19 protein-coding genes are annotated in these 22,207 nt (G+C 61.1%); 7 read left to right on the top strand and 12 right to left on the bottom strand.

Annotation, left to right across the window (positions count from 1 at the left end; translation table 11 throughout):
- Positions 1–92: 92 nt before the first annotated feature.
- Positions 93–497, bottom strand: coding sequence for a hypothetical protein (locus O9Z63_RS13375; protein WP_270125762.1), 405 nt, complete (start codon positions 495–497; stop codon positions 93–95).
- 201 nt (positions 498–698) lie between these two features.
- Between O9Z63_RS13375 and O9Z63_RS13370 the strand changes: the two genes are divergently transcribed.
- From O9Z63_RS13370 to hemC, 4 genes are all read left to right on the top strand, one after another.
- Complete coding sequence (locus tag O9Z63_RS13370) at positions 699–944, top strand: type B 50S ribosomal protein L31 (RefSeq protein WP_044016244.1); 246 nt, start codon at positions 699–701, stop codon at positions 942–944.
- Between the two features lie 182 nt (positions 945–1,126).
- A complete protein-coding gene (locus tag O9Z63_RS13365) occupies positions 1,127–2,365 on the top strand; it encodes a GlmU family protein (RefSeq protein WP_270125761.1) in 1,239 nt (412 codons plus the stop codon).
- Positions 2,366–2,452: 87 nt separating this feature from the next.
- Entirely contained in the window at positions 2,453–3,592 is a 1,140-nt protein-coding gene (locus O9Z63_RS13360; protein WP_270125760.1) for a DNA polymerase III subunit, read from the top strand.
- Between the two features lie 198 nt (positions 3,593–3,790).
- Positions 3,791–4,729 (top strand): hydroxymethylbilane synthase, encoded by a 939-nt coding sequence (gene hemC, locus O9Z63_RS13355; RefSeq protein WP_270125759.1) that lies wholly within the window; start codon positions 3,791–3,793, stop codon positions 4,727–4,729.
- Between the two features lie 87 nt (positions 4,730–4,816).
- Here hemC and O9Z63_RS13350 read toward each other — a convergent pair whose 3' ends face one another.
- Entirely contained in the window at positions 4,817–5,467 is a 651-nt protein-coding gene (locus tag O9Z63_RS13350) for a DUF2238 domain-containing protein (RefSeq protein ID WP_270125758.1), read from the bottom strand.
- Positions 5,468–5,639: 172 nt separating this feature from the next.
- Here O9Z63_RS13350 and O9Z63_RS13345 point away from each other — a divergent pair, with 172 nt between their 5' ends.
- Together O9Z63_RS13345 and O9Z63_RS13340 are read left to right on the top strand one after the other, a co-directional pair.
- On the top strand, positions 5,640–6,281 hold the full coding sequence (locus O9Z63_RS13345) for a peptidylprolyl isomerase (RefSeq protein ID WP_270125757.1): 642 nt from the start codon (positions 5,640–5,642) through the stop codon (positions 6,279–6,281).
- A 41-nt stretch (positions 6,282–6,322) separates the two neighbouring features.
- The gene (locus O9Z63_RS13340) at positions 6,323–7,228 is read left to right on the top strand and encodes an SDR family oxidoreductase (protein WP_270125756.1); all 906 of its coding nucleotides are present in this window, start codon (positions 6,323–6,325) and stop codon (positions 7,226–7,228) included.
- A 170-nt stretch (positions 7,229–7,398) separates the two neighbouring features.
- On the opposite strand, the gene O9Z63_RS13335 is transcribed toward O9Z63_RS13340, so the two are convergent.
- The 5 genes from O9Z63_RS13335 to O9Z63_RS13315 form a co-directional block, all read right to left on the bottom strand.
- Positions 7,399–7,623 (bottom strand): hypothetical protein, encoded by a 225-nt coding sequence (locus tag O9Z63_RS13335; RefSeq protein WP_270125755.1) that lies wholly within the window; start codon positions 7,621–7,623, stop codon positions 7,399–7,401.
- 308 nt (positions 7,624–7,931) lie between these two features.
- Positions 7,932–8,921, bottom strand: a complete 990-nt coding sequence (locus O9Z63_RS13330) for an ABC transporter permease (protein ID WP_270125754.1) — start codon at positions 8,919–8,921, stop codon at positions 7,932–7,934.
- Complete coding sequence (locus O9Z63_RS13325; protein ID WP_270125753.1) at positions 8,918–9,970, bottom strand: ABC transporter permease; 1,053 nt, start codon at positions 9,968–9,970, stop codon at positions 8,918–8,920. Before O9Z63_RS13325 ends, O9Z63_RS13330 begins: the two co-directional genes overlap by 4 nt.
- 3 nt (positions 9,971–9,973) lie before the next feature.
- Positions 9,974–11,512 (bottom strand): ABC transporter substrate-binding protein, encoded by a 1,539-nt coding sequence (locus O9Z63_RS13320; protein WP_270125752.1) that lies wholly within the window; start codon positions 11,510–11,512, stop codon positions 9,974–9,976.
- A gap of 281 nt (positions 11,513–11,793) precedes the next feature.
- Complete coding sequence (locus O9Z63_RS13315; protein WP_270125751.1) at positions 11,794–12,075, bottom strand: hypothetical protein; 282 nt, start codon at positions 12,073–12,075, stop codon at positions 11,794–11,796.
- Between the two features lie 430 nt (positions 12,076–12,505).
- Here O9Z63_RS13315 and O9Z63_RS13310 point away from each other — a divergent pair, with 430 nt between their 5' ends.
- The gene (locus tag O9Z63_RS13310) at positions 12,506–13,975 is read left to right on the top strand and encodes a hypothetical protein (RefSeq protein ID WP_270125750.1); all 1,470 of its coding nucleotides are present in this window, start codon (positions 12,506–12,508) and stop codon (positions 13,973–13,975) included.
- A 205-nt stretch (positions 13,976–14,180) separates the two neighbouring features.
- On the opposite strand, the gene O9Z63_RS13305 is transcribed toward O9Z63_RS13310, so the two are convergent.
- The 5 genes from O9Z63_RS13305 to O9Z63_RS13285 all read right to left on the bottom strand — a co-directional run bounded on the left by O9Z63_RS13305 (position 14,181) and on the right by O9Z63_RS13285 (position 22,115).
- The gene (locus O9Z63_RS13305) at positions 14,181–14,582 is read right to left on the bottom strand and encodes a hypothetical protein (protein WP_270125749.1); all 402 of its coding nucleotides are present in this window, start codon (positions 14,580–14,582) and stop codon (positions 14,181–14,183) included.
- 188 nt (positions 14,583–14,770) lie between these two features.
- Positions 14,771–15,349 (bottom strand): PKD domain-containing protein, encoded by a 579-nt coding sequence (locus O9Z63_RS13300; RefSeq protein WP_270125748.1) that lies wholly within the window; start codon positions 15,347–15,349, stop codon positions 14,771–14,773.
- Between the two features lie 78 nt (positions 15,350–15,427).
- Positions 15,428–16,147, bottom strand: a complete 720-nt coding sequence (locus tag O9Z63_RS13295; protein WP_270125747.1) for a LytR/AlgR family response regulator transcription factor — start codon at positions 16,145–16,147, stop codon at positions 15,428–15,430.
- A 51-nt stretch (positions 16,148–16,198) separates the two neighbouring features.
- Positions 16,199–19,867 carry a hybrid sensor histidine kinase/response regulator gene (locus tag O9Z63_RS13290; RefSeq protein ID WP_270125746.1) on the bottom strand — a complete coding sequence of 1,223 codons (3,669 nt, stop codon included), beginning with the start codon at positions 19,865–19,867 and terminating at the stop codon, positions 16,199–16,201.
- A 214-nt stretch (positions 19,868–20,081) separates the two neighbouring features.
- Positions 20,082–22,115 carry an OmpA family protein gene (locus O9Z63_RS13285; RefSeq protein WP_270125745.1) on the bottom strand — a complete coding sequence of 678 codons (2,034 nt, stop codon included), beginning with the start codon at positions 22,113–22,115 and terminating at the stop codon, positions 20,082–20,084.
- Positions 22,116–22,207 lie beyond the last annotated feature (92 nt).

The following is a 22,207-nucleotide window of genomic DNA, read 5'->3' as shown; positions in this document are numbered from 1 at the left end:
ACGCTTGGCCACGATCCGGCGCAAAGGAAAAGGAAACGGCACAAAAAAAGCCGGACCAGCCGGCTACAAGCAATTTTCAACGATTAAACAATTCACCTAAACATCGACTTGATGCTGCCCCAGGAGCGCTGGACGGCGCTGGGCGTCTGGCCGAGGGTGCTGGTGTACTGCTGGTCGCCGGTGGTGGTGCGCACGTTCAGGCGGTAAATGAACGGCCCGCCGCCCTGCGCGCCGCGGTACACGTCGGTGTCGAGGTACTGGTAGCGGCCCTGGCCGGTGGGGGCGAGGGTGGTGAGGCGGTTGAAGCCGGAGTCGGCGTTGGTTTTGCGGTACAGCTCGTAGCTCTGCACGCCGCTTTCACTGGCCACTTCCCAGGTCACGCGCACATTATTGCTGTCAAATACGGCCTGAAAGAGCGTAATGGTAGCACCCATTGCCAGCGTAGTGCACAGGAGCAAGAGCAGCAGCAACAGCCGCGTAGCTTTGTGGGGAAGCATGGGGGAGAGAGTAATAAGTAGGCTGATAGTAGATAGGTAAGGCAGGGCTTCAAAAATAAACAAATTCCGGTAGCTCAGGCTGTCGGATACCGGAATTGCAGAAAAGAGCCGGATAAGCTTTTGAAAGTTGCGCGTAACGTGTACTTTTGCAGTCCCTTCCGCAAAATCGGCAGGCAACTAGGCACAAACGGTATTCCGACCATGAAAAAAGACATCCACCCCGAGTACCGCGAAGTGGTATTCCAGGACAGCTCCAGCGGTTTCAAATTCGTTACCCGCTCGACGATGAACTCCAACGAGACCATCACAATGGAAGACGGTAAGACGTATCCCGTCGTGAAAGTGGAAGTTAGCTCGGAGTCGCACCCCTTCTACACCGGCAAAAACGTTCTGCTCGACACGGCTGGCCGCGTAGAGAAGTTCATGACCCGCTACAAGAAGAAGTAGTTTTCTGAGTGCCTGGTGCTTAGTGCCTGGTGCTTCGTACAACTGATTTTCTAAAAACTCCTGCCGGCTCGCCTGGCAGGAGTTTTTTCTTTTCTGCCCACCTTTGCAGCTTATTACTTGCTGCGCCTGGAGCGCTGGCTTAAGCCAAGCACCAGGCATCAGGCACTAAGCACTAAGTTTCCATGCACGTTCTGCTCTTCGACGATCCGGCCATCCGGCCCCATCTGCTGCCCTTTACGTTTACGCGCCCGGTGGCGGCGCTGCGCTGCGGCATCCTGACGCTGGCCGAAAAGTGGCAGCACCGGCTGGGCGGGCAGCCCGTGGGCTACCTCACCGAGCCGTATCTGCAGGCCAAGTACCCGGCCGGCGCCACGGCGGGCCCGGCCCTGGTCATCAACGGCGCCATCTGCCCCGACGACGTGCTGGCGCAGCAGGTGCAGGCTCTGGCGGCCGGCGAGGCCCTGTTCTGCGACGAAACGCTGGTAGCGGCCCACCTCGCCGATGCCACCCAGGTGGCCGAGCTGATTCAGGAAGGCTTCCAGAAAACCCGCGACGTGGTCGAGCCCATTACCATCATCCGGGAAGTGTGGCACCTGTTTCTGCGCAACGGCGCCGAAATCCGCCGCGACTTCGACCTGCTGACCAAAGACCGTGAGTCGGCGCCCGTCGGCGACGCGCATACTATCGTGTACGCGCCCGAAAACGTGTTCATCGAGCCCGGTGTGAAGATTCGCGCCGCCATTCTCAACGCCGAAAACGGCCCGATTTACCTCGGCAAAAACTCGCAGGTGCACGAAGGCGCCATCATCAGCGGGCCGCTGGCGCTCTGCGAAGGCAGCCACATCAACGCCGGCGCCAAAATGCGCGGCGACAACACCGTGGGCCCGTTCAGCAAGGTGGGCGGCGAAGTCGGCAACAGCATCCTGCTTGGCTACAGCAACAAAGGTCACGACGGCTACCTCGGTAACTCGGTGATTGGCGAGTGGTGCAACCTGGGCGCCGACACCAACACCAGCAACCTCAAAAACAACTATGCGCCCGTCAAGATCTGGAGCCACTCGGCGGGCCGCTTCGTGAACACCGGCCAGACTTTCTGCGGCCTGATGATGGGCGACCACAGCAAGTGCGGCATCAACACCATGTTCAACACCGGCACGGTGGTGGGCGTGGGCGCCAATATCTTCGGGGCCGGCTTCCCGCGCACCTTCATCCCAAGCTTCAGCTGGGGCGGCGCCGCCGGCTTCGAAACCTTCCGGCTGCCCAAAGTGGCCGAAGTAGCGGAGCGCGTAATGGCCCGCCGCAGCCTGGCCTACGACCAGGTGGAGCAGGACATCATGCGCCACGTGTACGAGCAAACCGTGAAAGACCGGGTGTGGGAGCGGACCGCCCCCGCCGCGCCGGTTGGCGGCACGGAACTGTAATCCGGCCCGGCCCGCGTGGCGCACGATGGTGCCACGCGGGTCACCGCCGTTCCAATCAACCAAGCCCACCGCGCGTCCCCCAGTTCCATGCGTTTCTCCGACATTCCCGGCCAGCAACAGGTGAAGCAGCTGCTCGTGCGCAGCGTGCAGCAAAACCACGTGGCGCACGCCCAGCTGTTTCGCGGGGCCGAGGGCTCGGCGGCGCTGCCGCTGGCGCTGGCCTTCGCGGCTTTTCTGAACTGTGAGAGCCGCACGCCCGACGCCGACGATTCCTGCGGCCATTGCCCGAGCTGCCAGAAAATCGACAAGCTCATCCACCCCGACCTGAACTTCATCGTGCCCGTCACGACCACCAAGGCCGTGGCCAAGGACGCTACCAGCAGCAAGTTCATGGCCGACTGGCGCACCTTCGTGCTCGACAGCCCCTACCAGGGCCTCAACGACTGGATGCAGCACATCGGGGCCGAAAACAAGCAGGGCAGTATTTCCAAGGAAGAAAGCCTGCAGCTGCTGCGGCTGGTGAGCCTCAAGGCCTTTGAGGCGCAGTACAAGCTGGTGGTGATCTGGCAGCCCGAGCTGATGCACCCGGCCGCGGCCAATGCCGTGCTCAAGCTGCTGGAAGAGCCGCCCACGGCCACCGTGTTTCTGTTGGTGAGCCACGCGCCCGAGCAGCTGCTGCCCACCATCATCAGCCGGGTGCAGCCCGTGGTGGTGCGCCCGCTCTCCGAGCAAGACCTCACCAACTGGCTGCGCGACGAGCACCAGGTGCCCGAAGTGAAGGCCCGGCAACTGGCCCAGCTCGCGGAAGGCAACCCCGGCGCCGCCCTGGCCGCCCAGCACGCCGCCGCCACCGACCACGACTACTTTGCCCTGTTTGCGGGCTGGATGCGCACCTGCTTCAGCAATAAGGTGAGCGAGATGCTGGAGCGGAGCGACGAATTCCAGAAGCTGGGCCGCGAAAACCAGAAGGAGTTTCTGCAGTACGCCCTCACGCTGCTGCGCAAGGTTCTGCTCTTCGGCCTCGATCCGCAGCTGGTGCCGCACCTGCCGGCGCAGGAGCAGCCGTTTGTGCAGGGCTTCAGCCGCTTCGTCACGCCCCTCAATGCCGACCCTATCACCCGCGAGCTGAACGACGCGCACTACCACATAGAGCGCAACGCTAACCCGCGCATGGTGTTCGTGGATGTGTCGCTGCGGATGGCCACGCTGCTGAAAATGGCCGCTTAGAGCGAATAGAGGCAGAAAATACAGTTTGCTAAAAAGGTATAGCTGCCGCTAAAACCGCTATAGCCACCCGCCTAAACCAGCCGCACCGTACCTTTGCCAGACCTGCTGAGGGCCGGCGTCAATGTCGGCGCAGAACCAGCCGCAAAGCCGCTGCGCATCGCAAGCTTACACGTTTACTTTCTAATTCAGAATTCTTACTTGAAAAAGCCCATTCGCATTGGCACCCGGGGCAGCAAGCTGGCGCTGTGGCAGGCCCACCACGTAGCGGCTTGCCTGGAGCAGGCCGGGCTGGCTTCCGAAATCGTCATCATCACCACCAAGGGCGACGTGGTGCTGGACCGCTCCCTGGATAAAATCGGGGCCAAAGGTGTGTTCACCGAAGAGCTGGAAGTGGGCTTGCGCACCGGCCACATCGATATTGCTGTGCACAGCGCTAAAGACGTGCAAAGCACCATCCCCGACGACTTAGAGCTGCTGGCGTTTATGGAGCGCGAGCAGGTGAACGACGTGGTGGTGAGCTTTCAGGCCGACCTGGATCTGCGCAAGCCGAACCTCGTGCTGGGCACCAGTAGCACCCGCCGCAAGGCCATGCTGCGCCGGTTTCTGCCCAACGCCAGCACCGCCGAAGCCCGCGGCAACCTCCAGACGCGCCTGCGCAAGCTCGAAGAAGGCCAGTACGACGCGCTGGTGCTGGCCTACGCCGGCGTGCACCGTATGGAATACGACCACCTGATCCGGCACGTGCTGCCCGAAACGCAGTTTGTGCCCGCCACCGGGCAGGGCAGCGTGGCCATTGAGTGCGCCCGCACCCTGGAACCGGCCCTCAAAACCGAGCTGCACCGCATCCTCGACCACCCGGCCACCCACGTGTGCCTAGCCGCCGAGCGGGCCTTCCTGCGCACCATGGAAGGCGGCTGCAGCATCCCCAGCTTCGCGCTGGCCACCCTCAGCCCCGACGGCGCCGTGGTGCACCTGCACGGCGGCCTCATCAGCCTCGACGGCGGCAAGCTGTTGGAAGAAGACCAGACCGCCGATGCCAGCCAGGCCGAAGCACTGGGAATCCGCATTGCCGAAAGCGTACTGGCCCGCGGCGGCCAGCATATTCTCGACGAAATCCGCCGGGAGAGAGACGCGTAAGCGCCGCTTCCAAGAGTCTGGGCTGCATAAAAAAGCCTCGTTTCTGTGCAGAAACGAGGCTTTTTGCTGAATGGGTATCGGCAGGCGCTAGGCGGCCTCGCGGCGGCCACGGCCAAAGAGGGCGTACAGAATCAGTGCGAAAATGGCGCCGCTGGTATCGGCCAGCATGTCTTTCTGCGCATCCCAGATGTCGCCCTGGCTGCCCAGGAAGGCGGCGCCGGCGTCGCCGCCGGCCACTTCGGCGTACACCCACTCAATAAGCTCGTAGGCCATGGCCACCGTGCCGATGACGCACAGCGGAAACAGGTAGCTGATGGCGCGGTTGCGAATGGTGCCGTAGCGGTCCGTCAGCTCGATGATGGCGTAGGCGTAGAAGCCCACCGAGAAGTGCGCCACCCGGTCGTACATGTTGCGCTTGAAGCCAAACAGGTTGTTGAACCAGTCGAACGGCACTTTCTCGAAGGTGTAGTGGCCACCTACAGTATGCATAAACAGCAACACGCTCATCAGGGCGTAGGCCAAGTTGGAGAAGCGCGTGCCACGCACGTACAGCACCGTCAGGGCCAGCACAATCAGGAAAATCGGCACGTTTTCGGCCCACCAGGTGCCGCGCTCGGCCGGGCTGATGCCCAGGGCCACAAACTCAATCAGGTAGATGGCCAGCAGCAATTTCGGAAACCAGTGGGGCGGCGGTGGAGCCAGGCTGGGGGTAGCGGTAGGGGGTAAGGTAGTCGTCATGAAAAAAGAGTGAGAGGGAAACTGGCGCCTCATACGCCATTGGCGGCATTAGGGAGGATATTCGTGAAAAAATATATTCAACCTTATACCGGAAGATGGGTGGCGTGCAAACCGGGCGGCTCTGCGTCAAACCCCTTACTTTCGCCTTCTCAATTTCATATCCTTCCTGTTTATGCGTTTTGCTTCCCGCTTTTCGGTTCTGCTTGGGGTGTTTTTGTTGCTGCTGGCGCCGGCCCTCTACGCGGCCAAATTTCCTAAGAGCAGCAAGAAAGATCAGCTCGTCACCATCAGCACCTCGTTCGGCGACATCAAGCTGGTGCTCTTCGATGCCACACCCAAGCACAAAGCCAACTTCCTGAAGCTGGCCGAGAGCGGCTTCTATAACGGCACCACCTTCCACCGCATCATCTCCGACTTCATGGTGCAGGGCGGCGACCCCGGCAGCAAAGACGCCGACCCCACCAACGACGGCCAGGGCCAACCCAACGAAGGCACCATCCCGGCCGAAATCCGGCCCGAATTCACCCACAAGTTCGGCGCGCTGGCCGCCGCCCGCCAGGCCGACTTCGTGAACCCCGAGCGGGCCAGCAGTGCCTCGCAGTTTTATCTGGTGCAGAACCACCGCGGCACACCGCACCTCAACGGCCAGTACACCGTGTACGGCCAGGTAGTGAGCGGCCTCGACGTCATCGACAAGATTGCTGCCCAGCCCAAAGACGGCCGCGACCGGCCCCTGACTGACATCAAAATGACGATGAAGGTGGAAAAGCTGAAGAAAAAGAAAATCACGGAGCTCTACGGCTACACCTACTAAGGCCCGTTCTGCGTCCCGTTCCACATTCACTTGGTAGTGCTATGCGTATTCTCGTCACGGGTTCCAATGGCTTGCTGGGGCAAAAGCTAGTGGCCTTGCTCCGCACCCAGCCCGGCCTGACGCTCATTGCCACTTCGCGCGGGCCCAACAAGCTGGCCACGCTCTACCCCGAGGTGCGCTTCGTGCCGCTGGATGTTACGGATGGCGCCCAGGTGGCGGCGGTGCTGGCGCAGGAGCAGCCCACGCACCTCATCCACACGGCCGCCATGACCAACGTGGATGAGTGCGAGCTAAACCAGGAAGCCTGCTGGATCCAAAACGTGACGGCCGTCGGGCATCTGGTAGCCGTCTGCGAAACGCACCAGATTCACTTCACCCACCTCAGTACCGACTTTATATTTAGCGGCGAGGCTGGCCCGCTGGCCGAGGACGCCGTCCCGGCTCCGGTGAATTTCTACGGTACCAGCAAGGTAGCGGCCGAGCGCTTGGTGCAGGCCTGCCGTGCACCGTGGGCCATTGTGCGCACCGTGCTGGTGTATGGGGTGGCGCATGAGTACGGCCGCACCAACATCGTGCTCTGGGTGCGCGATTCGCTACGGGCAAAAAAGCCCATTAAGGTGGTGAATGACCAGTTCCGGACGCCTACCCTAGCCGAGGATCTGGCACAGGGCTGCTGGCTGGTGGCCCGGCACCACGCCACCGGCCTCTACCACATCAGCAGTGACGAAATGCTGACCCCGTACCAAATGGCACTCCGGGTGGCCGCCTATTTCCAGCTGGATAGCGCCCTGATTGAAAAAGTGGATGCCAGTGTATTCTCGCAGCCCGCGCAACGGCCGTTGCGTACCGGCTTTATCATTGAGAAAGCACGCCGGGAGCTAGGCTACCGGCCCCATTCCTTCGAAGAAGGTATTGCTGAAGTGGCGCGCCAGACGGCCGCCACCTGAGTGGCTCGCCCCCGCACACGCAGCCTGCCGGTCAGGGCCAGAAAGTGATAAACGCAAAAACCCCGCGGGCAGAACCGGCGGGGTTTTTACACACCTATTGCAACATTGTTCACGGGATGGAATGCCTCTGGGGCACTGCCAGCCGGGATACTAAAATAAAATCTATTGAATCAGTAATTGTCGAATTGAGGCAAAACCGTTCCTACCAGCAGCCCGCCAATCAGCACCGCAGTGCCCGACCGGATGGCCTGCTCTCCTGTGACGTAAGACACCATTTCTCCATCAATCGTCTGGAATCCGGCGAGCGTAGTAGCAGCGCGCTGGCGAGCTGCCATTTCCAGAAGCAAGTAGCGCAATGCGTGTCCTTGCCGGCGTTTGAGAAGTAAGGAGGCCATAGATAGCCAGTAGAGAACAGCCTGTAGAAATGCTGAGAGAACTACCTAGAACCCTTAGCACATTACAAAACTACAGGCCAGGGCTACCGCTGTAAAGGACAGTTGCCGCGTATTTGTGACTATACTTTTTCGGCGCCGTAATGCACTCAGACGCAGGTTGTGTCGACGCTGATTAAATATTTAATAATTATTATATTTTTTACAGTCAACGATTTGTGATGAAAAGTAGGGCTATGCAGGCTTAGCCCGAAGCGAATAAAATGCTTTATAGATGCCCAGATGTGACATTGAAAATCAGTGGGCACGCTTTAATTGCTCCGGGCTTTGGTGGCCGGAAGCACTTGGCGTAAAGCTAGCGCAGTGAGCACCAGGGCTGCCACGGGAAACACAATAAGCCACCAGCTGTCCGGCGATAAACGACTGGCTGCCAGCAGCCGGCCCCAGCTTGGCAGTTCCGGCGGCAGCCCCACTCCCAAGAAAGATAGGGTGGTTTCCAAGCCTATCAGGACCGCCAGATTCATAGGCAGGGATGCGCGTAGCACGCGCCAACTGTTAGGCAACACATGATGCAACAGCAGGCTGTAGGTAGGCAGCCCCAAGGCCCGGGCCGCTTCCAGATAGGGCAGCTGCCGGATTCGGCGGGTCTCGGCGCGCATCAACCGGGCCGGTACGGGCCACGAAACTACCACCAGTAGGGCGGTAATGAATATGGCGTTGGGCTCGATAGAAGCTGCTACTATCAGCACCACTACCAGGCGTGGCAATGCGGCCAACATCACAATAGCTAGTGAAAACCAGGTGTCTATGGGCAAGGCTACGGGACGCTGCAACCACCGGCGACGGGCCAGCAGGCCAGCCCCACCAGCACCGATACTCAGCAGCACTGCGGGCCACCAGATAGCGGACCAGCCGCTGGCGGGGGCCTGCAGCAGCAGGTACAGCAGCCCGATTATGCCACCCGTAACCAGGACCGCTAAGGGCAGCCGTAGGCCGGTATTGCCCCAATAGCCGGCTCCTCCGCCTAAAACCACGCCCAGCAGCGTGGCGAGCAGCGTAGCCGGTACACTCATCAGTAGCACCGTGCGCGCGCCATGCACCAGGCTGCCCAGAACATCGTGGCCCTGCGGGTCGGTACCCAGCGGGTGGCCGGGCGTGAGGGGTGGGGCGCTCGTATGCAGCAGATCCGGAAAAGCAGGTAGGGGTAGCAGGTCGGCGAGCAGGGCTGCGGCCAGCAGTAGCAGCAGCCAGCTCCAGCCTACGCCCTGGCCCCAGCGGTAGAAAGGTGGTTGGTGTTTCACGTGGCAGCCGGACTAAGGCGTGGGTCGAGCAGGTAGTGCAGCCCATCTGCCACCCAGAGCGACAGTTGACGCAACACCGTAAGCAGCAGCACACCGCCTAACAATACCGGATAGTCGCGGGCGGTGGCGGCTTCGGCGAGCAGCCGCCCTATGCCCGGCAGAGCAAAAATAAGCTCCACCACCACCGAGCCCGCCAGCAGATTGGGCAGCAGATCGGTGAAGAGTACAAGGCTGGGCAATGCGGCGTTGCGCAGGGTATGGCGCCAGAGCACCTGCCGCTCCGACAGGCCTTTGGCACGCGCAGCCAGCACGTACGGTTGCTGCAACTCGTGGCGCAGCGCAGTAGCCAGCTGAATTGCCGGCTCGGCAATGCCGGTGAGCACTAGGCTGGCGGCCGGCAACACCAGATAGCTCAGATACGTCAAAGAACTGCCCGGGTCCGCCTCATCTGCCAGACCATAAGCCGGAAAAAGCGCGAGAAAGTCGGGGTTGGCCAGCAGCAGCAGTAGCAGCGAGGCCACTGCAAACAGCGGCAGTGCATCCAGCGCAAACAGCACCGTCAGGAGCGGGCCAAGTCGCCGGGCCTGGGCCAGCTTTATGCCAAGTGCCCCGCTAAGCAGCACCAGCACCAGCAGAGCCAGCAGCGTAAGTGGCACCGTGGTGCGCAATGCCTGGGCCAGCAGAGGCAATACCGGTTCCTGGGTCTGGTAGGAGTAGCCCAGGTTTCCGTGCCAAAGCCCTGCCAGCCAGTGGTGGTACTGGTTGTGGCGGCCTTCCCATTGCCACCGCAGCGCCAGCATCTGCGTGGGCGGAGCGCTGTGCCGGGAAAAGTAGAACAGCGGATAATCGAGCCCCAGCCGGTGGCGGGCCTGCTGCTGGGCGGCCTGAATCTGCCGGGCGGTGGGAGCCGCGCCCGTAGGTATGCCACCGAAGCGCGCCAACAACTGCTGCTCTTCGGGCAGCGTCCGGGTGAGCAGAAACAGCAGTGTGAGAATGCCCCACATTACCAGCAGCTGCCGGCCCAGCCGGATACCCAAGCGCCCCAGCATACGTTACCGGACCGGAAGGGCTGCCAGTTTCAGCTGGAGGGCATTGTAGCCGGGCCGCACGCTGGTGACCTGCACCGGCTGCAGCCGGCGGGAAGCTACCACCCGGTTGCGCGAGAAATACAGTATCGTAAGAGGAGCCTGCTGCTGCAGAAGCCGCTGAAAACGGTGCAGCAGCTGGTTGCGCACATCCAAGCGGTTTGCAGTGGCTATAGCCTCTATTAAATGGTCGGCGGCAGGTGAGCTGAATCGGGTGAAATTGAAGAGCCCAATACCCTGTGAATGCAGGATGGGCTTGAAATTATAGGCGAACGGGTTGCCTGATATCGTCCGGATGAATATTTCCACCTCGCCGGCTGCAAGGCGCTGCTGGAGCAGGCTGGTTTCCGTCGGGCGCAGCTGCACGGCAATGCCCAGCTTATCGGCGGCCTCGCGGAACTGCAGGGCCACGGTTTCGTGGGCCGCGGCTTCGCTGCGGTAGCTTATACTGAAAGCCAATGGACCCGTGCGGCCTTTCCACCAGGTGCCATCGGGGTGTTTCTGCCAGCCCGCCTGTTGCAGAAGGGCAGCCGCCTGGGTGGGAGAAAATTGGGGTAGAGCCAGGCTGTCGTTGAACGCCTGCTTATCCCGTGGTGAAATCAGGCTGGGGCTGCGGTAAGCCAGCCCAGGCTGAGTAGCCTGAATCAGCCTCGGAACATCAAACAGCAGCGTGAGTGCGCGGCGCGTTGCGGCATCGCGCAGAAATGCGTGCTGGGTGTTGAAGCCCGCCATCGTCGACTCGTAGGTGTCGGCCGTGGCGAAGGTCAGGCGGGTGCTGTCGGCTGAGTTCTTCAGCTGCGTGAATATGCGGGCCGATGGCATCGGGTACAAATCCAGGTTCCCTCTGCGTAGGGCCAGAGTAGCGGTGGCATCATCCGGAATGACGCGGTATTCGAGCTGTGCAGCCTTTGCTTGCAGCCAGCTGCCGGGCCGGGACAGGCGGTTGGCCCACCAGTTGGCTTTGCGCTGAAGGCGCAAATACTGGTTTGGGCGCCACGCGGCCACTGTATAGGGGCCGCAGCCTGGCAGGCGTTCCGGGTGCTGGCCGAGCTGGGCCTGGCGGTAACGGGTCGCAAAAGCCCGGATGGCCGGATATTGCCGGATGGCCGCAACGGTATCGGTTTTCAGTAGCGCAAGCGGAACAGCGCGTAGCTGCCCTGCCGGATCCAGCGCATATTCCGGCACGATGGAATAGTCGCCAGAGGCCAGCACCATATCCAGCGAAGAGCTGGCGCGAACCAGCGTAAAGCGCCGCGGGTCTGATGCATCCAGCCGGATATCGAGAATGTCGCCGTACTGGAGGCGGGAAAGCTCGGTTGGGAGCCCGGGGCAATTCAGCAGACGGAGCGTGAAGGCTACATCCTGCGCCAGTACCGGCGTGCCGTTGTCCCAGGTAGCCTCTGGCCGAAGGCGGTAATGCAGCAACGTAAGCGGCCCCTGTTGCTCGATGCGTGGTAGCGAGTCGGCGAGCCACGGGACTATCTGCTGCTTGTCGGGCTCGCCCATGAGCAAGCTGCAGTGCAAGAGGTTAAGAACTTCCGTGGCTTGCGGGGTAGGCACCGCCAGCGGGTCAAGCGAGCGTGGATCGTCGGCCCAGCGAATACGAATGGCTGCCGATGGCTTGGCTGCTGAGTCGCAGCTAACCAATCCGTACCAACCTGTAAGCAGTAGCAATACCCCGGACAGTATAGACTTCATGTGCGCATCGCCGGCAGAGTTTCCCGACAGGCAAGTTAGCCAGGAAATTTGTGGTAGCGACTACCGCACACGCTTGGTTGCCGCTTAGCTTAGCGACCAACCCAGCCGCCAGTGCCGTGGTCAGCGTCAATGCCCGTCCAGCCGCCAGTGCCATGGTCAGCGTCGATACCCGTCCAGCCGCCGGTGCCGTGGTCAGCGTCAATGCCCGTCCAGCCGCCAGTGCCGTGGTCAGCGTCGATACCCGTCCAGCCGCCGGTGCCGTGGTCGGCAGCCATCGTCATCGTGGGGGAGTTTGCGGGACGGATGCCGCCGGAGAACTCAGTGGTGAAGCTCGAAAACTGGAGCAGGGCGAGGGCGATTAATTCTAGCATGGCGCTTGGGTTTTGTGTGTTTCAAGTGATTGATTGACACAAAGGTGGGCGCTGGATCAAGCCACGTAAAGGACAGTATTTGCGGAAAAGTGATTGGTATAATATGTATAAAAAATATGTTTAATTACATTGTATTTTCTGGCATAGGCCTGCTGCGTTGTTGCTGATAAGTCTGACCGGGCTTAATTCTGTGTTGAAATTCAGTCAAAGTGTGACATTTTTCGATTAAAAAAAACATATTTCACCACTACAAATGTCCAACAGGATAGTAGTGGCAGTAAAGGAAAAACTGTGTTGTTTTGTGACAGTAATTTCGTGGAGTAGTCAATCTGAAAAATAACGATAAGAACCTGTATAAGGCGTTTTACTGATGGATGAACTGATAAATTTGGCCCGTATTGTGACAGACAGGAAGCTGAAAGTACTTCCGTTGCTTGACTTTACGGCCCGTCATTCTTCCAACAAGGAAATGCAGCTGGTGCAACAATTGGTGAATGGCCAACCGAAGTCGCAGCAGCAAATCGTCAAGACCTTATATGGCAAAGCAGACCAGACCCGGTACGCCGCGTTTCGCAAGCTGAAGTCGAGGGTTCAGCAGAAACTGCTTAATCACCTGTATTTCCTGGATGAAACCGACAGCCGCCATCTGGTGTCGCGGCGATATGAATATCAGGTGCTTAATCTGTATATGCAGGTGAGTGTTCTGTACTCGGAGGGAGAGCTGAAGGCCGCTGAATCGTTGAGCAGAAAGGGCCAGCGTTTGGCGCAAACCCACGAAATGACGCAATACGTGGTGCTGTTCGGGCAGCTATTGCGCGGCATATACGCGGATATCCGAATGCCCGCCCGCTACCAAGCCAACCGGCTGCTGTTGGATAAAAGCAAGAAAACACTGGTAATCGAGGAAGAGGCTGCGCAGCTGTACTGGGACGTGAAAGGGATGGTAGCCTACAACGTGCGCAGCCGGCGCACGGTCTTGGATAAGATGGATGCTGTGGTACTGAAACTGGCAGAGCTCTACAAAGCCGCGGGTACATTCATCACGTTCCACTATCACTATAGGGCACAGCTCATCAAGGAGGAGCTGGTAGGTAATTATCAGGAAATAATAGAGGTAACCAGTAAGACAACCCGCTTGCTGGAAAAGGGCAAGATCAACAACAAGCGCTTTGATAAGCGTTACAACGCATACATGAGCGTGTACGCACACTTCCGGAGCCGGAAAGTGGAAAGTGGCCTGCGGCTGGCAGAGCTTCATGCCAAGGAGTTTCACCACTCCTCGGTCAACTGGCTGTATTACCTGGAAATCTATCTGCTGCTGGCCATTCATGCCGGGCAGTATGGGCAGGCACTGGAACTACTGGGTACTGCCCGCAAAAACGTGTACTTCGACAAGCAACAGCCTGTGGCCCAGCAACGCTGGGACCTGTACATGGCGTACCTGCAGTTTGTGCGGCCAGAACTGTCGCCGCTGCGGATGCGCAACTTTACCACGTTTGTGCAAACCGTGCCCGACCACAGCCGCGACAAACAGGGCTACAACGTGGCGGTGCTGATTCTGCAGTTTCTGCACTTTCTGCGCCAGCGCGACCTGGAAAACATCCTTACCCGGCTGGAAAGCCTGCGCAAATACCAGCAGCGGTACCTGCGGGAAACCGGCAACGTGCGAAGCCAGCTGTTTTTCCGGCTGCTGGCAATTGTGGTTAAGGAGGAATTCAACCCGGTAACCAGCCGCAAAAAGGGCGAGGCGATACTGAAGAAGCTGCAGTCATCGCCACCTCCCGGCGAGGCCTTCGCTGAAATCGAAATTGTGCCTTACGAGCAGCTGTGGCAGATTACGCTGGACATTCTGCAGACGACAGCACTATACAATGCTGAGCAGGACAAAAAGCTGGTATAGCCTAAGTGGTCAGGCCTAAGTGCTGGGTGTTTAGGTGCTTGTTAAAGCAATGCCAAGCAGGTTGTTGAGCGAACTGTAGATACAGCTTGCTTATTACTCAGTACTCAATGTTGAATCAGTTGCTGCGTAGACGCAAACAAAAACGAGCAGGGGATGTAGCTGGCTACACCCCCTGCTCGTGTAGCAGGTAGCAGTGTGGAGTAGGTTACTTGGGCGAGGTGGCCGAGGCGTTGAGCACCGAGGCAGTATGCCGGGAAGCGGGAGCCGTGCCGGCCGCTACCAGCGCCTTATACCGGTCGAACTGCACCGAGGTCAGCAGGTCTTTGAGCTTTGCCGTGTATTCTTCTTCTACTACGCGCAATTTGTTCTGGCGCATTGCCGGATCGTCGCCGTACATGGTCGCAATCTGGCTTTCCTGCACCAGTCGGTCGTACGTCAGCTGGCGGACCCGTACGGAGCGGGCATCATCCAGCGCAATCCGATTGGCCAGCAGGCGGGTGTTTTCCATGGCTTCGGCCCGCAGCCGGTCGGAGGCTTGTTGAGCCTGAACGGAGAACGACGCAGCGCTAAGGCTGCCAGCTAACAGAATGGCAAAGAGGCTTTTCATAGGGAGTGCGTAAGAGCAAACAGACGGTGTGAGTTGTTTGGGTACGCAAATAAAGCAATTGTTTATTAGATAAGTGCAGTGTTAAAAGCATATTATTGAAATATATTGTTATTCAATAGTATGCATGGCCCCCTGTGTACGATACGTACACTGTAAAAATGGTCTGTAAATTACTTTTAATGAAGGGATTATGGTTCGATCAGGATGCTTACCTGCCGGGTGACGCAGTGGCTGTCGGGGCAGGTGTCGGGGCCGTTGCCGCGCAGGGCCATTCTTACGATGTAGTTGCCGGGGCGACGGAAGGAGTGCTCTACCCGGCGACCATTCGCCACCGTACCGTCCCGGAAATCCCATAGCACTATCACATTCTCGCAAAGCGGCAGCTGCGAGTCCAGCGCATCGAATGTGAGCCGCTGGCCTACGTGGCCATTAGCTGGCGAGGCTTTGAAATTGAGGACAATTTCCTGGGTGAAATCAACGGGAATGAGCTTTTCCGCGGCCCGTACTTCGCCGGTTTTCTCGTCTACCACGTCCAGCTGCACGGTGTAGCGGCGGCGCTCGGCGTAGCAATGCGCTACGGTGGCACCGGTAAGGGTGGTGCCATCTCCCATCAGCCAGCGGTAGCTAAGAGGCCCGGCGGCCGTGTCGACGGAAGCGCGGGCGTCCAGCTCCACGCACAGCTCTACAAGACGTGCCGGTGGACACTCCACGCTGATGGTGTCGCCGGCCGTTTGGGCGCGGGTAGCCCGTGGCAGGGCCGCTAGCAAGGCGGTCAGCAGAAGTAGAGCAAAGAAACGGCAGGTGTGCACGGCTGGCCAAACCAAGTACAGTGAACAGAAGCGGCGCTAGAACTTATTGAGCCGCTGAAATACGTCGCGCGTGTAAGTCTGGCCGATGGGAATGTGCTTGCCATCAATGATGATGGAGTTGTCCTCGATGGCCTGGACGCGTTTCAGGTTGACGATAAACGAGCGGTGCACCCGTACGAAAAGGCCGGCCGGAAACTTCTCTTCCACCGCTTTCATGGTGCTGTACACGATGAGCTTGCTCTGTCCCGTCACCACGTGCACGTAGTCGCCGAGGGCCTCTACGTAGCGCACTTCATCAAAAATGACCTTCACTAGCTTGGTATCCACCTTCATGAAGGTGAAATCGGCGGTTTCGGTGGCCGTGGCGGCTTCGGGCTCGGAGCGGGTAGTGGCCAGTTCCAGGGCGCGCTGCGAGGCTTTCAGGAACCGGGCATAGCTGATGGGCTTCACCAGATAGTCGACCACATCGTGCTCGAAGGCCTCGACGGCGTACTGCTGGCTGCTGGTGATGAGCACCACCAGGGGTGGGTTCTGCAGCGTACGGAGCAGGTCGATGCCCGACATCAAAGGCATCTCCACGTCCAGAAACAGCAAATCCACGGACTGGGTGCGCAGGACTTCGGCCGCCTGGACGGCACTGGTGCAGGAGCCGGCTGAGGTCAGAAAGCCGGTGCTGGCAATGCAGTTTTCAACAATCTGAATGGAAAGCGGGTCATCGTCGATAACCAGGCAGCGGAGCGGGGAGGGATGCGGCATATAATCAAAGGTAAACTATCCCTTGAAAAAACCACCCCGCATCTCCAGGCTTCAACTGACCATAATACGGGCCTGAATGAGCGGATACAGGTCGGCCAGCTGCAGCTCCAGATACCCCAGGCCGGCCGCCAGCTGGTCGGGTGATGCTTGCTGCCGGGCCTGCTGCTCGAGCTGTTCCAGCGTGCCGTGGAGCGCCGGTACCCCGAAATACGCTACCTGGCCTTTTAGCTTGTGCGCCGTGCGGGCCAGGGCCTCGTGGTCGGTAGCAGTGAAGGCGGCGGCCAACTCCTGCTGCAGCAGGGGCGCCTGGGTCAGAAACGTCCGGATGATCTGGCCGATAAAGGCTTCGTTGCCGCCCGCCAGCTCTTCCAGCAATGTCCAGTCGAGGGCGGCGGCTGGAGTAGCAGGCGCCACTTCAGCTGGTGCGGCTGCCGGTACTTCGGCTGGGGCGGTGGCTTCGGTTGTAGGGCGGCGGGTGTGCTGGGCGAGCCGGGCGAAAAGCACGGCCGGGTCGAAGGGCTTGGCCAGCGTATCGTTCATGCCGGCTTCCAGGGCCAGGGCACGGTCTTCGGGCAGCGCCGACGCCGTGAGGCCGATAATCGGGAACTGGCTGGCATCGGGGAAGAGCATGCGCAGCTGCCGCGAGGCTTCGTAGCCGTCCATTTCCGGCATCTGCACATCCATGAGCACGGCATCGAAGGGGTGGGCGGCGGCGGCTTCCACGGCCAGGCGGCCGTTGGCGGCAATGGTTACCTGCACGTTCCAGGCTTCAAGGGTTTTGCGGGCTACCAGCTGGTTGAGCTCGTTGTCTTCGGCCACCAGCACGTGCAGCGCCGGCTCGAAGCGGCCGACGGCTAGGCTGGCTTCGGCGGGCACGGTGGCTGGATCGGCGGCTTCGTAGGCGATGCTGAAGTGGAAGGTGGAGCCCACGCCGTCCTGGCTGTCCACGCCCAGCTGGCCGCCGTGCAGCTCCACGAGGTTGCGGGCGATGCTCAGCCCCAGTCCGGTGCCGCCGAACTGGCGCGTGGTGCTGGTGTTGGCTTGGGAGAAATCCTCGAAAATGGCATCCAGCTTATCGGCCGGAATGCCGATGCCGGTATCCTGCACCGCGAAACGCACCGCAGGCCGGGCCGTACCGGTGGCTTCTCCGGGCACCGATACGCGCAGCGTGACGCCGCCGCGGGTGGTGAACTTGATGGCATTGCCGACCAGGTTGACCAGCACCTGATTGAGGCGCACCGGGTCGCCGAAGACGGCGGCGGGCACGCCAGGCCCGATTTCCAGCCGGAAGTAGAGCTGTTTGCTTTCGGTGGCGAAGCGGAACATGCTGGCCACGCGCCGCAGCAGCTCCGGCAGCCGGAAGGCGGTGTGCTCCAGCGTCATCTTGCCGGCCTCAATCTTGGAGCTGTCGAGGATGTCGTTGATGATGACCAGCAGATTCTGCGACGACGACTGCACAGCTTCCAGGTACTCGCTCTGCTCGCCGGTGAGGGGCGTCTGGCGCAGCAGGTGCGAGAGGCCAATGACGGCGTTCATCGGGGTGCGGATTTCGTGGCTCATGTTGGCCAGAAACTGGGCTTTGGCTTTGCGCGAGGCCTCGGCCACGTCGCGGGCCACGGTCAGCTCGGCGTTCATCTCCTCGATGTGGGCGTTCTGGTGGCGCAGCTCCTGGGTTCGTTCGCGCACGGTGGTTTCTAGCTGCAGCTTCTGTTGCCGCAGCACGGCCTCGCGCCCCCGCACAAACGCCCAGATACCAGCCCCGGCCGTCAGCACGCTCAAAGCCGCAAACCACCACGTACGCCAAAACGGCGTGGCGATGCTGAAGGCCACAGTGGCCGCCCGGCTCCACGCGCCCTGTTCGCCGCGCCGGGCCCGCACCTCAAACTCGTAGGTGCCGGCATCCAGCTGGGCAAACTGCGCTTCGGTGGCTGTGGAGGGCTTGCTCCACACCATGTCGTAGCCGCGTAGGCGGTACTGGTATTGCAGACTGGCCGGGCCGGCCAGCAAGCTCACGGCCCGGAAGGCAAACCCCAACCGGTGCCGGGTAGCGGACAGCTGCCCCAGCTGCTGCGGCGCCTGGGCTGCGCCATCCACCTCGCTTCTTATAATAGCCGGAGTCGGAACCGACAGGCTGGGCAGCACAGGGTAGTTGGTGCGCACGCACAGCAAGCCTGAACGAGTCTGAATCCAGACGCAGTAGTCGTTCCAGGCGACGGCCGCCGCGGGTAGTAGCTCCCGCACCAGCGGGTTGTCGGGCAGGGCCACCGGCCGGAATCGCTGCCGCTCGGCCTCCAGAAAGCTGAGGGCATTGCGGTGGACGGCCAGCACCTGCTCGGTCCGAAAATCGTGGCGGTAGCCGCCGTGGTAGCTAGCGCCCCAGCGCACGGGCAGCAGGGCGTAGCAATACGGCGAAAGCAGGCCTTCGGACGGGCCATAGGGACGCAGCTTGCCTTTTCTGTAACAAAGCACGCCGCTGCCTTCAGTGCCAATCCAGACCCGGCCGGCATCATCGGTGAGTAAGGCCGACACGTCGATGGCCCCGGTCCGGAACCGGAAATAGTGGAACCGGCCCCGCTGCCAGAACGCCAGCCCCGTATCGTGGGTGCCCAGCCAAACCCGGCCCGCCGAGTCGGCGGCAAGGGCATAAATGGTGTTGTGCAAAAGGCCGTTGGCGGTGGTGAAATGCTCGGCGGCCTGTGTGGTGTCGGCCGGTAGGCGGTACACGCCATCCAGGGCGGTGCCCACCCACAAGTCGCCGCCGGGGTGTTGGGTCAGGGCCGTTACGGTCAGGGTGGAGGGCAGTCGGCGGACACGCCGCATTGGCCGCTCGCCCGAGGGAATCGGCAGCTGCCATAGCCCGTGGCCCTGCGTGCCCGCCCACAGCATCTGCGGCGCAGGCTCGGGATATCGGTTGTCGAACACCGGATTGGCGCGCTCGGAAGGCGTGCGCAGCACCACACTGGGCGGGTAGGGCAGATGCCGGAACGGGTAGGCAATTAGCGGTGACGGCTGGCCAACAGTGGGGTTCAGCGTGAAGTATTGGCCACCGGCAGAAATGCCTGCCACGCGGCCACCCTCCTGCAGCGCCAGCGGAGCAGCCGGGGATGCCGGGTTCGGATAAAAGCTGATGTGGCGGTCGGCCCAGCGCCACAGTCCCTGGCCGGCCGTGCCAATCCAGACCGTTTGTTCCTGGTCGGTGAGCTGGCACTGAAGCACAGTGCCGGCGGGCAGCACCTGCTGTACATCGGGCAGGCGGCTCGCTAAGGACTGTGGCAGGTTGAGCGTGTTGCGGGCAGTATCGAGGGGCGCAATGCCGGGGGGGGTGCGCAGCGCCCGTGGCCGCGCCGCGCCCGCCGCTACTGCCTGAAAGAGCTGCCCGTTCCAGCGGGAGGCACCGCCCTGGTAGTGCGCGGCCCAGAGCTGGCCGGTGCTGGGCTGCACGTAGAGCTGGGTCACAAAATCCTCAGCCAGCCCGTCTTTGGTGGTGTAGGTCTTGAACTCCGTGCCGTCGTAGCGCACGAGGCCCTCGGCGGTGCCAATCCAGAGGTAACCCTGCCGGTCCTGCGCGAGGGCGTAGATGAACGGCTGCGGCAATCCTTCAGCCGGCCCAAACTGCTTGAGATAGTACTGCGCCTGCCCCGGCTGCGCCCAACTACGTGGCGCGCTCAACAGCAGCACCAGTAGCAAACCCAGACGAAACAGCAGAAGAAACGGGCGCAACACAGGCAGCTGGCAGAGAAAATTGACAATCGGGAGGGAAGCGGCTAGCAAGGTAGCGGCTGGCGGGAAGCCTGCCGCGGGCATCCGGGGAACCGGGTAGTTTACTCGTTGAATATAGGACCACACTGGTTGGCCGGCGTAGCCCCCGACAAAGACTACCCCCGCCTGCCAGAAGAACCGGCGGGCGGGGGCAGCGCAAAATCGGCCGGAAACGCTACTTGCCGGTCACCTTGAACTCGGTGCGGCGGTTTTGCTGGCGGCCGGCCTTGGTGGTGTTCAGGGCAACGGGTTGGGTGTCGCCGTATCCGGCGAAGGTGAGGCGGTCTTTGGCGACGCCTTTGGCCACGAGGTAGTCTACCACAGCTTTGGCGCGGCGCTGGCTCAGGTCTTTGTTGTAGGCGGCGTTGCCCACGTTGTCGGTGTGGCCCGAAATTTCCAGGCGCAGGGCGGGCGTTTCAGTCAGCAGCTTCTGCAGGCGCTCCAGCTCGCCGGTGCTTTCCTTGCGCAGCGTGGCCTTGTCGAAGTCGAAGAAGATGTTGTTGAGCACCACCTTCACGCCCACGTCCAGCTTCCGGAGCTGAATGTCCTTCACCACCTCCGAATAGGCCGCGCCGGCCGGCAGATCGAAGTTTTCGGAGTGGAACAGGTAGCCGTCCTGCCGCACCACAATGCCGTAGTTCACGCCCGAGGGCAAGCTCACTAGGTAACGGCCCGACTGCGCATTGGCTTTAAACGAGGCAATGTTCTCGTTGCGCGAGTTGTCAATCACGTCGATGGTGGCTTCCAGCGGCTGTTTGCTGACGGCGTCGGTGATGGTGCCTTTCAGGATGGTGACCTGAGCGGTGGCCACGGGCACGGCCGGGGCCAGCTGGGTTTCCTTCACGGGCTGCACGCGGGAAGCCAGCAGCTGGTCTTCCTGGCTAAGAACTGGCGCTTTTTCGGCGCCCAGAAACGTAATCTGGTAGATGTCCTTGGAGCCCAGGCCGTCGTCGCGGAACGAGGAATAATAGCCGTGCCGGCCCGAGGCGGAAATCACGAAGAACACGTCGTCGTCGGGCGTGTTGATGGGCCAGCCCAGGTTTTCGGGCGCGCTCCACTTGCCGTTTTCGTAGGTGGAGCGGAATATGTCGTATCCGCCCATGGAGTTGTGGCCTTCCGATGAGAAGTACATCGTCTTGCCATCGGGGTGCAGAAACACGCCTTCCTCGCCGTAGGGCGTGTTGATGGTGGGGCCGAGGTTCACGGCCGGGCCGCGCCCTTCCATTTCCACCTTGTAGATGTCGCGCGAACCCAGCCCGCCGGGCTTGTCGCTCACAAACAGCAGGCTGCGCCCATCCGGCGTATAGGCCGCCGACGACTCATGCGCCTTGCTGTTGATGCGTGAGCCCAGCTGCTTGGGCTTGCTCCACTCGGCGCCGCGCAGGTTGCTTTCGTGCAGGTCGCCGCCGTTGTCTTCCATGTACACCAGCAGGCGCTGGGCGTCGGGGGCGAGGCCCACGGTGGCGTCGTGGCCGGCGGTGTTTACGGTTTCGCCGAGGCTGCGGGCTGGGCCCCAGGCGTCGCCGGTGCGGGCGCTCTGGTACACGTCCTCGAAGAAGCCGCCCGACTCAGGGTCTTTCTCGCCGCCGGTAGAGCCCTGGCGGCGCGAGGTAAACAGCATCACCGACTCATCGGCCGAAATCACCGGGCCGTAGTCGGGGTAGGGCGAGTTCACGCCCGGCCCGGCGTTGTCCACAAACACCCGGATGGGCTTGGCTTCCAGCAGGCGGCCGTTTTCGCACTCTTTGATTTTCTTCTGGATATCCTGGGTGAAGCCGGCCGTGTTTTTGGTGCCGGTGGCGGGCGTGGCCTGCTTGTATTCGGCAATGGCTGCGGCCCACTTGCCGTTCAGGTGCAGCCCGCGCCCCAGCAGGTAGTGGATCCGCGGATCGACGCCCGAGTTGAGCTGATAGGCCTTCTGCAGGTACGCCAGCGCCCGCGGCTTAAATCCCGAATGCAGGTAGCAGTCCCCGATTTTCAGGTTCAGCTCGGCGTTTTCAGCGTTGAATTTCTGGGCTTCCAAGTAGTGCGGCAGGGCCTGCTCGTAGCGGGGTGGGTCGGCCAGGTACCACTCGTCGCCGAGCTTGATTTCCTTGAGGGCCGCCCGCAGACCGTCCTTGTCGTTGCCGAACCGGTCCTTGCTGAACTCCACGCTTTGGGCCTGCGCGGCCGAGGAAAGCAGGAGCAGGGCGAGTAGGTATTTATACATGAGAATATGAAGCTATTAGAAGGGCGTCATGCTGAAATTGTCGAAGCATCTCTCTGCTGGCTAATCAATTCTTTGACAACGAAGCGGTAGAG

The organism is Hymenobacter yonginensis, assembly GCF_027625995.1.
GTDB lineage: Bacteria > Bacteroidota > Bacteroidia > Cytophagales > Hymenobacteraceae > Hymenobacter > Hymenobacter yonginensis.
This window is presented reverse-complemented; position numbering and strand designations above follow the sequence as displayed.

What these genes read in the sequence shown, in the direction of transcription:
- O9Z63_RS13305 (WP_270125749.1), bottom strand. Translation starts at nt 14,582, where the DNA reads ATGAAAAGCCTCTTTGCCATTCTGTTAGCTGGCAGCCTTAGCGCTGCG.
- O9Z63_RS13350 (WP_270125758.1), bottom strand. Translation starts at nt 5,467, where the DNA reads ATGACGACTACCTTACCCCCTACCGCTACCCCCAGCCTGGCTCCACCG.
- O9Z63_RS13295 (WP_270125747.1), bottom strand. Translation starts at nt 16,147, where the DNA reads ATGCCGCATCCCTCCCCGCTCCGCTGCCTGGTTATCGACGATGACCCG.
- O9Z63_RS13285 (WP_270125745.1), bottom strand. Translation starts at nt 22,115, where the DNA reads ATGTATAAATACCTACTCGCCCTGCTCCTGCTTTCCTCGGCCGCGCAG.
- O9Z63_RS13320 (WP_270125752.1), bottom strand. Translation starts at nt 11,512, where the DNA reads ATGGGCGAGCCCGACAAGCAGCAGATAGTCCCGTGGCTCGCCGACTCG.
- O9Z63_RS13360 (WP_270125760.1), top strand. Translation starts at nt 2,453, where the DNA reads ATGCGTTTCTCCGACATTCCCGGCCAGCAACAGGTGAAGCAGCTGCTC.
- O9Z63_RS13375 (WP_270125762.1), bottom strand. Translation starts at nt 497, where the DNA reads ATGCTTCCCCACAAAGCTACGCGGCTGTTGCTGCTGCTCTTGCTCCTG.
- O9Z63_RS13325 (WP_270125753.1), bottom strand. Translation starts at nt 9,970, where the DNA reads ATGCTGGGGCGCTTGGGTATCCGGCTGGGCCGGCAGCTGCTGGTAATG.
- O9Z63_RS13315 (WP_270125751.1), bottom strand. Translation starts at nt 12,075, where the DNA reads ATGCTAGAATTAATCGCCCTCGCCCTGCTCCAGTTTTCGAGCTTCACC.
- O9Z63_RS13370 (WP_044016244.1), top strand. Translation starts at nt 699, where the DNA reads ATGAAAAAAGACATCCACCCCGAGTACCGCGAAGTGGTATTCCAGGAC.
- O9Z63_RS13345 (WP_270125757.1), top strand. Translation starts at nt 5,640, where the DNA reads ATGCGTTTTGCTTCCCGCTTTTCGGTTCTGCTTGGGGTGTTTTTGTTG.
- O9Z63_RS13365 (WP_270125761.1), top strand. Translation starts at nt 1,127, where the DNA reads ATGCACGTTCTGCTCTTCGACGATCCGGCCATCCGGCCCCATCTGCTG.
- O9Z63_RS13335 (WP_270125755.1), bottom strand. Translation starts at nt 7,623, where the DNA reads ATGGCCTCCTTACTTCTCAAACGCCGGCAAGGACACGCATTGCGCTAC.
- O9Z63_RS13340 (WP_270125756.1), top strand. Translation starts at nt 6,323, where the DNA reads ATGCGTATTCTCGTCACGGGTTCCAATGGCTTGCTGGGGCAAAAGCTA.